The sequence below is a fragment of the Desulfotomaculum sp. OF05-3 genome, assembly GCF_003435535.1.
In the GTDB taxonomy this organism is placed as follows: Bacteria; Bacillota; Clostridia; order Lachnospirales; family Lachnospiraceae; genus Pilosibacter; species Pilosibacter fragilis.
Genome location: NZ_QWGO01000022.1, coordinates 26,762 through 40,550 on the forward strand (window position 1 = coordinate 26,762; position 13,789 = coordinate 40,550).

General features: G+C 49.2%; 15 protein-coding genes and 1 pseudogene. 15 read left to right on the forward strand and 1 reads right to left on the reverse strand.

Annotation, left to right across the window (positions count from 1 at the left end; genetic code table 11):
- Positions 1 to 25: 25 nt before the first annotated feature.
- Entirely contained in the window at positions 26 to 517 is a 492-nt protein-coding gene (locus tag DXA87_RS11920; RefSeq protein ID WP_009266803.1) for a hypothetical protein, read from the forward strand.
- A 118-nt stretch (positions 518 to 635) separates the two neighbouring features.
- On the opposite strand, the gene DXA87_RS11925 is transcribed toward DXA87_RS11920, so the two are convergent.
- Complete coding sequence (locus DXA87_RS11925; RefSeq protein WP_117504547.1) at positions 636 to 1,442, reverse strand: helix-turn-helix transcriptional regulator; 807 nt, start codon at positions 1,440 to 1,442, stop codon at positions 636 to 638.
- A 483-nt stretch (positions 1,443 to 1,925) separates the two neighbouring features.
- Here DXA87_RS11925 and DXA87_RS11935 point away from each other — a divergent pair, with 483 nt between their 5' ends.
- From DXA87_RS11935 to DXA87_RS12005, 14 genes and pseudogenes are all read left to right on the forward strand, one after another.
- Positions 1,926 to 2,114, forward strand: coding sequence for a hypothetical protein (locus DXA87_RS11935; protein ID WP_117504549.1), 189 nt, complete (start codon positions 1,926 to 1,928; stop codon positions 2,112 to 2,114).
- Positions 2,111 to 2,452 (forward strand): DeoR family transcriptional regulator, encoded by a 342-nt coding sequence (locus tag DXA87_RS11940; RefSeq protein WP_117504551.1) that lies wholly within the window; start codon positions 2,111 to 2,113, stop codon positions 2,450 to 2,452. The genes DXA87_RS11935 and DXA87_RS11940 overlap by 4 nt, the downstream gene beginning before the upstream one ends.
- The gene (locus DXA87_RS11945) at positions 2,445 to 2,741 is read left to right on the forward strand and encodes a DUF3847 domain-containing protein (protein ID WP_097786106.1); all 297 of its coding nucleotides are present in this window, start codon (positions 2,445 to 2,447) and stop codon (positions 2,739 to 2,741) included. Before DXA87_RS11940 ends, DXA87_RS11945 begins: the two co-directional genes overlap by 8 nt.
- A gap of 325 nt (positions 2,742 to 3,066) precedes the next feature.
- The gene (locus DXA87_RS11950; RefSeq protein WP_004613237.1) at positions 3,067 to 3,390 is read left to right on the forward strand and encodes a hypothetical protein; all 324 of its coding nucleotides are present in this window, start codon (positions 3,067 to 3,069) and stop codon (positions 3,388 to 3,390) included.
- A 191-nt stretch (positions 3,391 to 3,581) separates the two neighbouring features.
- Positions 3,582 to 5,162 (forward strand): MobQ family relaxase, encoded by a 1,581-nt coding sequence (gene mobQ / locus DXA87_RS11955; RefSeq protein WP_117504553.1) that lies wholly within the window; start codon positions 3,582 to 3,584, stop codon positions 5,160 to 5,162.
- Between the two features lie 64 nt (positions 5,163 to 5,226).
- On the forward strand, positions 5,227 to 5,871 hold the full coding sequence (locus tag DXA87_RS11960) for a CHC2 zinc finger domain-containing protein (RefSeq protein WP_117504555.1): 645 nt from the start codon (positions 5,227 to 5,229) through the stop codon (positions 5,869 to 5,871).
- Positions 5,840 to 7,177 carry a virulence-associated E family protein gene (locus tag DXA87_RS11965; protein ID WP_117504557.1) on the forward strand — a complete coding sequence of 446 codons (1,338 nt, stop codon included), beginning with the start codon at positions 5,840 to 5,842 and terminating at the stop codon, positions 7,175 to 7,177. Before DXA87_RS11960 ends, DXA87_RS11965 begins: the two co-directional genes overlap by 32 nt.
- A 241-nt stretch (positions 7,178 to 7,418) precedes the next feature.
- Entirely contained in the window at positions 7,419 to 7,616 is a 198-nt protein-coding gene (locus DXA87_RS11975) for a hypothetical protein (RefSeq protein WP_117504559.1), read from the forward strand.
- Complete coding sequence (locus DXA87_RS11980) at positions 7,617 to 9,287, forward strand: recombinase family protein (RefSeq protein WP_117504561.1); 1,671 nt, start codon at positions 7,617 to 7,619, stop codon at positions 9,285 to 9,287.
- A 90-nt stretch (positions 9,288 to 9,377) separates the two neighbouring features.
- Positions 9,378 to 9,464 (forward strand): annotated as a pseudogene (locus tag DXA87_RS11985) (Maff2 family mobile element protein); the annotation flags it as partial.
- Between the two features lie 69 nt (positions 9,465 to 9,533).
- A complete protein-coding gene (locus DXA87_RS11990) occupies positions 9,534 to 10,403 on the forward strand; it encodes a VirB6/TrbL-like conjugal transfer protein, CD1112 family (protein WP_024724981.1) in 870 nt (289 codons plus the stop codon).
- 13 nt (positions 10,404 to 10,416) lie between these two features.
- Positions 10,417 to 10,962 carry an MT-A70 family methyltransferase gene (locus tag DXA87_RS11995; RefSeq protein ID WP_002589060.1) on the forward strand — a complete coding sequence of 182 codons (546 nt, stop codon included), beginning with the start codon at positions 10,417 to 10,419 and terminating at the stop codon, positions 10,960 to 10,962.
- 14 nt (positions 10,963 to 10,976) lie between these two features.
- Positions 10,977 to 11,432 carry a PrgI family protein gene (locus DXA87_RS12000; RefSeq protein WP_002589059.1) on the forward strand — a complete coding sequence of 152 codons (456 nt, stop codon included), beginning with the start codon at positions 10,977 to 10,979 and terminating at the stop codon, positions 11,430 to 11,432.
- Entirely contained in the window at positions 11,389 to 13,788 is a 2,400-nt protein-coding gene (locus tag DXA87_RS12005; protein WP_006059580.1) for a VirB4-like conjugal transfer ATPase, CD1110 family, read from the forward strand. Before DXA87_RS12000 ends, DXA87_RS12005 begins: the two co-directional genes overlap by 44 nt.
- Position 13,789 lies beyond the last annotated feature (1 nt).

Sequence of the window (13,789 nt, forward strand, 5' to 3'; positions counted from 1 at the left end):
TTAGAAGTTGTAAAGGAGACTTTGTATGGGTAGAAAAGAAATAACAACAAAAGAAGATTTAATGAAAGTAATAGAATTATTCGAAAATACTGGAATTACATACTGGTTGGATGGCGGATGGGGTGTAGATATTTTAGCTGGTAAACAAACAAGAATTCATAGAGATATAGATATAAATTTTGATGCTCAACATACGGAAAAATTGTTAAATGTGCTTTTGAATCTGGGCTATAAAATTGATACAGACTGGAAACCGGTTAGAATAGAGTTATATAGTGATGAACTTGGTTACTTAGACATTCACCCGTTCGTTTTAAATGAGGACGGAACTTCAAAACAAGCTGATTTAGAGGGTGGCTGGTATGAGTTTGAAAAAGATTACTTTGGTAGTGCTTTTTTTGAAGGAAAAACAATTCCTTGTATATCCTTAAAAGGCCAAAGAGTTTTCCACTCAGGTTATGAATTAAGAGATAAAGATAAGCATGATATTTCAATTCTTGAAAGTTTATCAAAATAACATTGCTGTAATTTCTAAGATAAATTCCACTTTATCGCTTTGAAATTTTAACTGAATAAGTATAGCACCAACCGCTGCTACATGGAAGCAAACACAACCATGCAACAGCGGTTTTTCTTTACCGTTTTTTCCTTTGACTGATAGGAGTTCCTGTTTTCTTTGATTTTTGTAGAATCCGAATGAGCCAGCGAAATTCTTCGTCTGACAGATTTTTATAGTTGATGCCGAGCTGCTTGCAGTAAAAGACAACCAGCTTTTCATCCCGACTGCCCTTGAAATTTTCAACCGCTTCCAAATTTTCTTTCAATTCATCGGCAACGGTGGTCTGGGGCGCACTCTCGCTGTCCTTTTTGTGGGCTTCCCGAATATCCCGGATAATGAGATTGAGGTCATCAAGAACCATGTGGCTGAAATATTCATCATCGCTGATATGGGCGGCTTGCAGCACTTTCAAATGCGGGTCGTCTTCGCCGGGGCGATACCGTTCAATGATTTCATGCCGGACAGTATCGACAAGGGCGTTGAGGTTTTGAATCTGCATGGTGGCAATCCCATCTACATAAATCTCAATGTCCGCAAGAAACTTGATAAAGTCCTTATGAGTGGCAAGCTCACAGAGCAGACGGTTGTTAATCCGACCGCCTTTCAGAAGTGCCACCATCTCATCATTCAAATGCAGCTCTGTTAGTGGCGTGTTGATCTGCTCCCGGTTCTCTGTCCGGCACAGCAGATAATCAACGGAAACCCCATAGAAGTCTGCCAGCGTGATAAGGTTGCCATGATTGATTTCCTTATAATCCTCTTTTTCATAACTGCCAAGAGCTGATTTGGAAATGCCCGTCAGCTCTGATAATTCTTCCAGATTTAAGCCTTTGTCCTTGCGGAGTTCCCAAAGGCGTTCCTGTATGCTTGTCGCTCCTTTCATGGGCGCACGCTCCTTTCCGGCGGTTTCATTACTGCCGCTTAACTGGATTATATCATACTTTCCGCAATCGTGGAAATTTCTGATTTTTACCCTTAATTCCTACTTTGTGGACATACGGCACAGGGCACAAAAATGTTCTATGATACAGGTAGTTCATCGATGGATTATTCCAATCGAATGACCAGCCTGTGTGGGATATGCTTCCCCGGCGATGTAGCGCCATGACTTTTGGCAGGGATATGGAGGAACCCTGACCGAAACGAGCGTACCAAAGGGAGCGATACGCCGCTGTGAGATTCAGGGGAGGAACGACACCGGGGAGAACTGGCGAACTGATACCGAAATGATACCGAAACACGACAATCTGATAGGGGGATAGTCTACCCTATCGCTGATACTTCGGGAGATTTTAGGCGGCTCTATGGCTGTAATTTTGCCGAAAATCGCCCCGAAACCATACACTAAAACGGGAGGAAGTGCAATATGCCGAGAATGAGCAAAAAGAGGAAGCATGAGCTTTCCTTTTACCTTAATGACCGGGGGCGTGTCACTTACAACGAATTATGCCGGAAATGCCAGCATGGGTGCAAGCAGAGCTTCCGGGCGGTTGTGATTGACTGCCCCCGTTATTTATCCAAACGAGCAAAGAAAAAGGAGGGACACACCGAATGAATTTTGAATTTATGACGATAGACACACCATTGCCGCCATGTATGCCATTTCCCAGAGCGTTGACAGGATTTCCAGTCGGCAGCACCGCAAAGGTCATGTACTGCCGGATGTTGGATGCTATACTCTCTAAAGGACAGGAGGACGAGAACGGAATCCTGTTTGTCTGCTTCCCTGTCACAGCCATTGCCGCAGTCCTGTCCCGCAGTCCCATGACGGTCAAGCGTTCTTTGAATGAACTGGAAGCCGCCGGACTTATCATGCGGGTGCATCAGGGTGTTGGAGAACCGAACCGAATTTATGTGCTGATACCGGGAAAGGAGGACGCTGCCCTTGCCTGATACCTCAAAGCTGGAAAAACTCAACCGGGAGCTGGAAAAAAGCGAAAAGAAACTGCGGAAAGCTATCAATGATGAAAAGGCATTACAACACCAGTTGAAGCAGCTTACCCGAAAGGAACGGACGCACCGGCTCTGCACTCGTGGCGGTATGCTGGAAAGTTTTCTGCAAGAGCCGGAACGCCTGACAGACGATGATGTCATGCTGTTGTTAAAACTCATTTTTCACAGGCAGGACACGCAGGAACTATTGAAAAAACTGCTGGAACGGAAGAAGCCGGAAACCCCTTAGTTTACTAAGGGCGCAATTATACACCACCCAGAGGTTGGTGCATTGCGTTCTCCGAAGGCTCCTCGCCGGAGGGCTGTGATTTTCCGCAGTCATGGTCTGCTCCAAATCAAACAGGGGACGCTACGCTTCCCCTGCGCTGGCTTTCGCCAGCTACCCTTTTGTGGACTTGCCATCTGGGGACACCTTGCGTTGCAAGCTGTTCCCAGCCGACAAGTTTCATAAAATATGCTATCTTTTTGATAGGCAATAAAGTATAATAAAGTCAGCAATAAATCGTAATTTATCAGAAAATGAGGAATAGTTGAAATGGAGGCGCTATAATAACATGAAGATTGAAGGGAACCAGAAAGAACTGGATGCAATGGTAGAATTTCATAAGGGAAACCGTGTCGAGGGGCTGAGACTGCAAGAAGAATTTGCAGCGGAATTTCGTAAGGAGTATAAAGACAAAGATCACTGTCCTTGCCTGAAAGCCTGTCGTTATCACGGAAACTGTAAGGAATGTGTAGCAATCCACAGAGCGCATCAGGAACATGTTCCTAATTGTATGCGACCATTGATTAATAAAAAATTGAAATTGATGTCAGAATTAACAGAGCATACCTTGGCAAATGAAATAGAAGCTCCACATGAGATTTTAAGAAAATAGGCAAGTCAAATTTCAGTTTGTTAGCTTTACATCGGGTCAACTTGTCCCGAACTTTTACAACTAAATACCCGCCGCCCACACAGCGGCACACCGAGCAGGAAATCTGAAAAAGGTCTCCTGCTTTTTTTCTGCCCAAAATGAGGTGGTAAAACGCCACCCCATCTGCCAAGCATAGAAAGGAGGGACACGAAATGCCCTGTCCACACAACGAAATCACAATTGTTCAGCGAAGCCAGCGGCAGTCTGCGGTTGCCGCCGCTGCTTACCAAAGCGGCGAAAAGCTGTTCTGTGAATACGACCAGCAAGTGAAGCACTACCCGGAAAAGCGTGGTATCGTCCACAATGAAATCCTGCTCCCACCTAATGCCCCGCCGGAGTATGCAGACCGCAATATTTTATGGAACGCAGTCGAAGCGATGGAGAAGCAATGGAACTCCCAGCTTGCAAGGCGGTGGGTGCTTACCATCCCCAGAGAGATACCGCCCGACCAGTACGCTGTCCTTGTCCGGGAGTTCTGCCAGCAGCAGTTTGTTTCCAAAGGCATGATTGCTGACTTTGCCATCCATGACCCCCATCCGCCGGGACACAATCCCCACGCCCATGTCCTGCTGACTATGAGGGCAATGGACGAACATGGAAAATGGCTTCCCAAGAGCCGCAAGGTTTATGACCTTGACGAAAACGGGGAACGGATAAAACTTCCGTCCGGCAGGTGGAAAAGCCACAAGGAGGATACGGTTGATTGGAACGACCAGAAGTATTGCGAAATCTGGCGGCATAAATGGGAGGTCATCCAGAACCGCTATCTGGAAGCCAATGACCGCCCGGAACGTGTGGACTTGCGTTCTTATGCCAGACAGGGGCTTGATATTATCCCTACTGTCCATGAGGGAGCTGCTGTCCGGCAGATGGAAAAGCGGGGTATCCAAACGAATATCGGCAACCTGAACCGGGAAATCAAAGCCGCCAACCGCCTGATGAAGTCTATCCGTCAGCTCATCCAAAACCTCAAAGGCTGGATTACCGAGCTGGGCGAAAAACGGAAAGAGCTGCTTGCACAAAAAGCGGCGGAGGAAGCGACACTTCTTCCTAATCTGCTGATGAAGTATATGGAGATACGAAAGGAAGAACGGAAAGACTGGACAAGGGCTGGACAGAACCGGGGGACTTCACAGGACTTAAAGGCAGTCAGCGAAGCACTGTCCTATCTCCGGCAAAAGGGGCTTTCCACTGTGGAGGACTTAGAAGCATTTCTGGAATCTTCCGGGAAATCAGCCTCCGATTACCGCAGTCAGATGAAGCCAAAGGAAGCCCGCAGCAAAGTGATTGACGGGATTCTTGCTGCCCGAACGGACTGCAAGGAATGTAAACCTGTCTATGAGAAGTACCAGAAGATATTTTTTAAGAAAACAAAGGAGAAATTCAAACAGGAACACCCGGAGGTTGCCCGGTATGAGAAAGCCGCCGCCTACCTTGCCAAGCACCCGGACGATAAGGACAGTACCCAAAATGAGCTGCAAGAGGAGCAGGAAAAACTTCTCAGCGAAATCGCAGAGCTGAAAGAACCTTTGACCGAGGTACAGGCTGATTTGAAGAAGCTGCGGGACATCCGCTACTGGGTACGGAAAGCTACACCCGGCACAGAAGAAAGCAAAGAGCCGCCCAAGAAGCAGCTTATCAAGGAAGTCTTGCAGGATAAGGCTGACGAGAAAAAAGCACAAAGAACTGTCCCGGCACAGACGAAACACAAACAACAGGATATGGAACTTTAACAGGCACTTGCCATTTTCAATCAGAGAATGTCAGGTGCTTTTTTGTTTTCAAGGAGGGATAGATTTGAATGTATTTGAAGCTGTGAAGCAGTCCGTCACAACAAGACAGGCTGCGGAGCATTATGGAATCCATGTAGGTCGGAACGGGATGGCTTGCTGCCCGTTCCATAACGATAAAACCCCAAGCATGAAGCTGGATCGGCGTTACCACTGCTTCGGCTGCGGTGCTGATGGGGATGTGATTGATTTTGCCGCCGCCCTGTATGGGCTGGGAAAGAAAGAAGCCGCCGTACAACTGGCACAGGACTTCGGGCTTTCCTATGAGGACTGGAAACCGCCGGGAAAGGCAAAAAAACCAAAGCCCCGGCAGAAATCCCCGGAGGAACAGTTTCAGGAAGCAAAGAGCCGCTGCTTCCGTATTCTTGCCGACTATCTCCACCTGCTCCGGGCATGGAGAAAGGAATATGCCCCGCACTCCCCGGAGGAAGCCTTTCATCCCCGGTTTGTGGAAGCCTTACAGAAGCAAGACCAAGTGGAATATCTGCTGGATGTGCTGCTGTTCGGGGAAACGGAGGAAAAAGCGGCTTTGATTACGGACTACGGAAAGGATGTGATACAGCTTGAACAGCGAATGGCAGAGCTTGCAGCCGCAGACGCAGCAAGAACTAAAAAACACCATGAACACCATACAGCCGCCCCAGAGCGTTGAGGAAATCAAGGTGGGACTGGAAACTACCGAGAAAGGCGGTGTCCGTCAGAGCATACGGAACTGCCTGACCGTATTCCAGCATGACCCGCTGCTTTCCGGGGCTATCGCATACAACATCCTGACCGACCGCAAGGACATCATAAAGCCCATCGGCTTCCACAGGGAAAGCACAGCCCTGAACGATACGGACATGAAGTATCTGCTTCTCTATCTGGAAGAAACCTATGGGCTTACCAATGAGAAAAAGATTGATAACGCCATCGGGATTGTGGCAAATGAAAACAAGTACCATCCCATCCGGGACTATCTCAATACCCGTGTGTGGGACGGGACAGAACGAATCCGTTTCTGCCTGCGGCACTTTCTGGGGGCTGACGCAGACGATTACACCTATGAAGCGTTGAAGCTGTTCCTGCTGGGTGCAATCTCACGAGCCTTTCAGCCGGGGTGCAAGTTTGAAATCATGCTCTGTCTGGTCGGCGGTCAGGGGGCTGGCAAGTCCACTTTCTTCCGTCTGTTGGCAATCCGGGACGAGTGGTTCTCCGATGATTTGCGGAAGCTGGACGATGACAATGTGTACCGCAAGCTGCAAGGTCACTGGATTATCGAAATGTCGGAAATGATGGCAACCGCCAATGCCAAGAGCATTGAGGAAATCAAGTCATTTTTAAGCCGGCAGAAAGAGGTTTACAAGATACCCTATGAAACCCACCCGGCAGACCGCCCCCGTCAGTGCGTGTTTGGCGGCACTTCCAATGCCCTTGACTTCCTGCCCCTTGACCGTTCCGGCAACCGCCGCTTTATCCCCGTCATGGTGTACCCGGAGCAAGCCGAGGTTCACATTTTGGAGGATGAAGCTGCTTCCAGAGCCTATATTGAGCAGATGTGGGCGGAAGCGATGGAGATTTACCGAAGCGGCAGGTTCAAGCTGGCTTTCAGCCCCGCCATGCAGCGGTATCTCAAAGAACACCAGCGGGATTTTATGCCGGAGGACACCAAAGCCGGAATGATACAGGCGTATCTTGATAAGTACACCGGGAGCATGGTCTGCTCCAAGCAGCTCTACAAGGAAGCCTTGAACCATGCCTTTGACGAACCGAAGCAATGGGAAATCCGGGAAATCAACGAGATTATGAACCAGTGCATTTCCGGCTGGCGGTACTTCACGAACCCAAGAATGTTTTCAGAATATGGCAGACAAAAGGGCTGGGAGCGTGAAAACCCGGCAACGGACTTCGGCAACCCGTCTGAAAAAACGATGGACGGTTTTGTGGAGGTCACAGAACAGATGGAGCTTCCATTCTGAAAATGACAGCCCGTTGCACCCCCTGTTGCTATCCCGTTGCCGAGCCGGTTGCCGTGGAAAATCCCGAAACTATCGGCTTTTCTCCCCTATGACAACCAAAACAACAGAAAAATAAAAGAAAAGTATAAATAGTAACCATCGCCAGATTGAGATTGTTTGCAAGGTCTTTTGAAGCCCGTTGCCGGACTTCGTTGCCGACACCCTCTGTCTGGTTATTTTCATGTATGGAGGATAACTGCCTATGGCAAAAAACAAAACAGAGATTCATGTTACAACGGTGTTTGACGGGGAACTGGACGCAACCGATGTGTTCGTCAGCCTGATTTCCCAGAAATATGGAAGGACAAATACGAAAGAATATCTTGCTAAAAAGAAAGTTTTGAAGTATAATGAAGATGAGGTTCAAAAGAGCCAGATACCGTCTGGATTGTGTGGGTAAATGGCTATGATGAACGAAATGGAATACAGAACAATCGGTTCGGTACTTGCCGGGGGCTATCGTGCGGCGGTCTATTGCAGGCTGTCAAAGGACGATGACCTGCAAGGCGAAAGTGCCAGTATCGCAAACCAGCGTGATATGCTGGAAAAATACTGCGAAAAGCAGGGATGGGAGGTTGTGGCAGTCTATCAGGACGATGGCTTCACAGGTCTTAATATGGAGCGTCCTGATTTACAGAGAATGTTGAGAGCCATTGAGCGCAGGCAAATCAACCTTGTCATCACGAAAGACCTCAGCCGACTGGGGCGTAACTATCTGCAAACCGGGCATTTGATTGAGGACTTTTTCCCAAGAAACGGTGTCCGCTATATCGCCATGAATGACGGTATCGACACCCTGCGGGATAACAACGATATTGCCCCGTTCAAGAATATCCTGAACGAGATGTACAGCAAGGATATTTCCAAGAAAGTCCATTCCTCTTATCTTCTGAAAGCGCAGAAAGGACAGTTTACCGGGTGTCTTGCCCCGTTTGGGTATCGGAAAGACCCGGAGGACAAAAACCATCTGCTTATTGACGAGGAAACCGCCCCCATTGTGCGGCTGATTTTCGGATATGCCCTAAACGGTCATGGTCCGAACTATATCCGCAGACGGCTGGAGGAAGAAAAAATCCCCTGCCCCACATGGTGGAACCGGGAACGGGGGCTTCGCAATACCCGCACCAAATGGGAAAAGAAAGACCCGGAAAACGGGCGGTATATGTGGGACTTCTCCGTTATCAAAGACCTTTTGATGAATCCCGTCTACACCGGGGCGATTGCTTCCCAGAAAAAGGACTACCGTTTCAAAATCGGCACGATTGGGGAAAAGAAGCCGGAGGACTGGATTGTGGTGGAGGGACAGCATGAACCGCTGGTTGACCGCATGAGCTTTGATATTGTGCAGAACAAGCTGAAATCCCGCCAGCGTCCGGGGCAGACCAATGAAATCAGCCTGTTTGCCGGACTGATAAAATGCGGCGAGTGTGGGAAGTCGCTGACGATACGCTACACAAACGCAAAACATCCCCAGCGGATTTACTCCTGCAAGACCTACAATGCCTTTGGAAAGAACCACTGCACCCAGCACCGGATTGACTATGACACCCTTTACAGCCATGTGCTGCGGAAAATCCGGGAATGTGCCAGAGCTGCCCTGATGGACGGGGAAGCGGTTGCCGACCGCCTGACCAATACCTGTGAAGCCGAGCAGCGGGAACAGCGGGAAGCAATGGAACGCTCCCTTACAAGGGACGAGGAACGGATTGAGGTTCTGGACAAAATGGTAATGCGGCTTTATGAGGATATGATTGCAGGGCGTATCAGTGAGCAGAATTTCAACACCATGCTGGAAAAGACACAGACCGAGCAGACGGAGCTTAAAACAAAAGTGTCCGAGGGCAGAAAGCGGCTGTCCGATGAAGTCCAGCTTGCCAATGACGCAAAACAATGGGTGGAAGCCGTTCAGGAATACGCCAATATCACAGAGCTGGACGCAGCCACCCTCAACCGCTTAATCAAAGAAATCGTCGTGCATGAGCGCATAGACGAAGATAAAACAAGACACATTTCTATCGAAATTCATTTTAATCTCAAACCCATCCCGGAGGTGGAACAGGTCACTGCCTGACCTGTCCCGCCGGGACGGTTCTCTTAAAAACACCATATAGATTTCTTGTACGCCGCCGCCCGCCATCGAGCAGAGTTTTACACCTAATTGGGGATAAAACAGCTCATGGCCGGTGCTGGTGTAGCCGTGGTAGGCATGGTCCTTGTACCTCTGCTCTCCGGGCTTTTCTCTGTCTAAGCGTCTCCGTATGAAATCCTTGCCGCTCCCGCAGTTTTGCGGGGGCGGCGGAAAGGAGGTTGACACCGTATGGATTTCTTACTTGAAGCCCTGACAAATTGGCTGAAAGAAATGCTGGTGGGCGGCATTATGAGCAACCTTTCGGGGATGTTTGACAGTGTAAACCAGCAGGTCGCGGATATATCCGTACAGGTAGGCCAGACCCCACAGGGATGGAATGGCAGTATTTTCAGCATGATTGAGAATCTGTCCAACTCCATCATGGTGCCGATTGCAGGCGTGATCCTGGCTATCGTGATGACCGTAGACCTGATCCAGATGATCGCAGACAAGAACAACCTGCATGATGTGGACACCTGGATGATTTTCAAGTGGGTGTTCAAATCAGCCGCTGCCATCCTCATTGTCACAAATACATGGAATATCGTGATGGGCGTCTTTGATATGGCGCAGAGCGTAGTGGCGCAGGCGGCAGGGGTTATCAATTCGGATGCGTCCATTGACATTTCCTCAGTTATGACCGATCTGGAACCGAGGCTGATGGAAATGGATCTGGGACCGCTGTTCGGACTGTGGTTCCAATCCCTCTTTATTGGCATTACTATGTGGGCGTTATATATCTGTATCTTTATCGTTATTTATGGCCGTATGATCGAAATCTACCTTGTGACTTCGGTGGCTCCCGTTCCAATGGCTGCAATGATGGGTAAAGAATGGGGCGGTATGGGACAGAATTACCTCCGATCCCTGCTGGCGCTGGGCTTTCAGGCGTTTCTCATTATCGTCTGCGTGGCAATTTATGCTGTGCTGGTGCAGAACATCGCTCTGGAAGATGACATCATCATGGCAATCTGGAGCTGCGTGGGCTACACCGTACTGCTGTGCTTTACGCTGTTCAAAACCGGCAGTCTCGCAAAATCAGTCTTTCAGGCGCACTAAAGGAGGGTTCTGTATGAAAAAATATCAAATCATTTACGCAGACCCGCCATGGAACTACAAAGTATATTCCAAGAAAGGATTGGGACGCAGTGCAGAAAGTCACTATCCGACCATGAGTATCGAGGATATTTGTGCGCTGCCAGTAGGCAACTTGGCGGATAAAGACTGTGCCTTGTTTTTATGGGTCACGATTCCATGTTTACTGGAAGGTCTCTCAGTTCTGAAGGCATGGGGATTTACCTATAAAACCGTCGGCTTTGTTTGGGTAAAGCAAAATCGAAAGGCAGATAGCTTGTTCTGGGGAATGGGATATTGGACGCGCTCCAATGTGGAACTTTGTATCCTCGCAACGAAAGGACATCCCAAGCGTATAAACGCAGCTGTTCATCAGGTCATTGTCTCTCACATTGAAGAACATTCAAAAAAACCGCAGGAAGCCAGAGAACGCATTGTCTCATTGATGGGTGATCTCCCGCGCATAGAATTGTTTGCTCGTCAATCCACACCCGGTTGGGATGTGTGGGGAAATGAAGTGGACAGCTCTATTTCATTCCCATAAAGGAGGTGGATAATATGGCTTATGTACCCGTACCCAAAGATTTAACCAAAGTCAAAACCAAGGTCATGTTCAATCTGACACGAAGGCAGCTGGTCTGCTTTACCGCCGGGGCGCTTGTAGGTGTACCGCTGTTCTTGTGGCTCCGTGAGCCTGCGGGAAACAGCATGGCTGCCATGTGTATGATGCTGGTCATGATGCCCTTCTTCCTGCTGGCAATGTATGAAAAGCATGGACAGCCCCTGGAAAAGATCGTCGGCAACATCCTCAAAGTAGCTGTGATCCGTCCCAAGCAGCGTCCCTACCAGACCAATAACTTTTATGCCGTATTAAAGCGGCAGGAAATGCTCGATAAGGAGGTGTATGACATTGTTCACCGCAATGAAAAGCTGGCTGCGCCGTCTGCTGGGAAAACCGGAAGAAAAGACCGTGCATCCGGTAAAGACAAAGAAAAAGCTGTCCCGCGCCGATAAGAAGCAGATCGAAGCGGCCATTGCCCGCGCCAACCGCACGGACAAAAAAGGAAAATCGGCACAGGACAGTATCCCCTATGAACGAATGTGGCCGGACGGGATCTGCCGCGTATCGGACAGCCACTACACAAAGACCATTCAGTTTCAGGACATCAACTATCAGCTCTCCCAAAATGAAGATAAGACCGCGATCTTTGAGGGCTGGTGTGATTTCCTCAATTATTTCGACAGCTCGATTCACTTCCAGCTGTCTTTTTTGAACCTTGCGGCATCGGAGGAGACCTTTGCCAACTCCATTTCCATTCCGCCCCAGGGGGATGCCTTTGACAGTATCCGTGAGGAATATACCACGATGCTGCAAAATCAGCTGGTCAGAGGCAACAACGGTCTCATCAAGACCAAATACCTGACCTTTGGTATCAACGCTGACAGCATCAAAGCCGCCAAGCCCCGTCTGGAGCGTATTGAGACCGATATACTCAATAACTTCAAGCGTCTTGGTGTAGCCGCCAGAACATTGGACGGTAAGGAAAGGCTTTCCCAGCTTCATGCGGTATTCCACATGGATGAACAGCTCCCGTTTCAGTTTGAATGGGACTGGCTGGCTCCTTCCGGCCTGTCCACGAAAGATTTTATTGCACCAAGCTCCTTTGAGTTCCGCACCGGCAAGCAGTTCCGTATGGGCAAGAAATACGGGGCTGTTTCTTTTTTGCAGATTTTAGCCCCAGAGCTGAATGACCGTCTGCTGGCTGATTTTCTGGATATGGAAAGCTCGCTCATTGTGAGTATGCACATTCAGTCGGTGGATCAGGTGAAAGCCATCAAAACGGTAAAGCGTAAGATTACCGATCTGGACCGCAGTAAGATCGAGGAACAGAAAAAAGCAGTCCGCGCCGGATACGACATGGACATCATTCCTTCTGACCTTGCCACCTACGGCAGCGAAGCGAAAAAGCTGTTGCAGGATTTGCAGAGCCGAAACGAGAGAATGTTCCTGGTCTCCTTTTTGGTGCTGAACACAGCGGACACCCCCCGTCAGCTTGGCAACAACATCTTTCAGGCAGGCTCTATTGCCCAGAAGTATAACTGCCAGCTGACCAGACTGGACTTCCAGCAGGAAGAAGGGCTGATGAGCTGTCTGCCCCTGGGACTCAATCAGATCGAGATTCAGCGAGGGCTGACCACCAGTTCTACGGCTATCTTTGTACCATTCACCACACAGGAATTATTCCAGAACGGCAAGGAAGCCCTGTACTACGGCATCAATGCCCTGTCCAACAACCTCATCATGGTGGATAGAAAGCTGCTGAAAAACCCCAACGGCTTGATTTTGGGTACGCCGGGTTCCGGTAAGTCTTTCAGCGCCAAGCGTGAGATTGCCAACTGCTTTTTGCTTACCAATGATGATGTCATCATCTGTGACCCGGAAGCGGAGTACGCACCTCTGGTGGATCGTCTGCATGGGCAGGTCATCAAGATCTCGCCTACCTCAACCAACTACATCAATCCGATGGATCTGAACCTGGACTATTCGGATGATGAAAGCCCGCTGTCCCTCAAGTCTGACTTTATCCTCAGCTTGTGTGAGCTGATCGTGGGCGGTAAGGACGGATTGCAGCCGGTGCAGAAAACCATCATCGACCGTTGTGTGCGTCTGGTCTATCAGACCTACCTCAATGACCCGCGCCCGGAGAATATGCCCATACTGGAGGACCTATATAACCTGCTCCGTTCACAGGAGGAAAAGGAAGCCCAGTATATCGCCACGGCCCTTGAAATCTATGTAACCGGCTCCCTCAATGTGTTCAATCACCAGAGCAATGTGGACATCAATAACCGCATTGTCTGCTATGACATTAAGGAGCTGGGCAAGCAACTCAAGAAAATCGGTATGTTGGTGGTCCAGGATCAGGTGTGGAACCGCGTTACCATTAACCGCGCTGCCCACAAGTCCACCCGTTATTACATCGACGAGATGCACCTGCTTTTGAAGGAGGAGCAGACCGCCGCTTATACGGTGGAAATCTGGAAGCGATTCCGCAAATGGGGCGGTATTCCGACAGGTATCACCCAGAATGTCAAAGACCTTTTGAGCAGCCGCGAGGTGGAGAACATCTTTGAAAACTCCGACTTCGTGTATATGCTCAACCAGGCAGGCGGAGACCGTCAGATTCTCGCCAAGCAGCTGGGCATTTCCACGCACCAGCTTAGCTATGTGACCCACTCCGGTGAGGGCGAGGGCCTGCTGTTCTATGGCTCCACCATCCTGCCCTTCGTTGACCACTTCCCGAAGAATACTGAGCTTTACCGCATTATGACCACCAAACCCCAGGAACTGAAAAAGGAGGATGAATAAC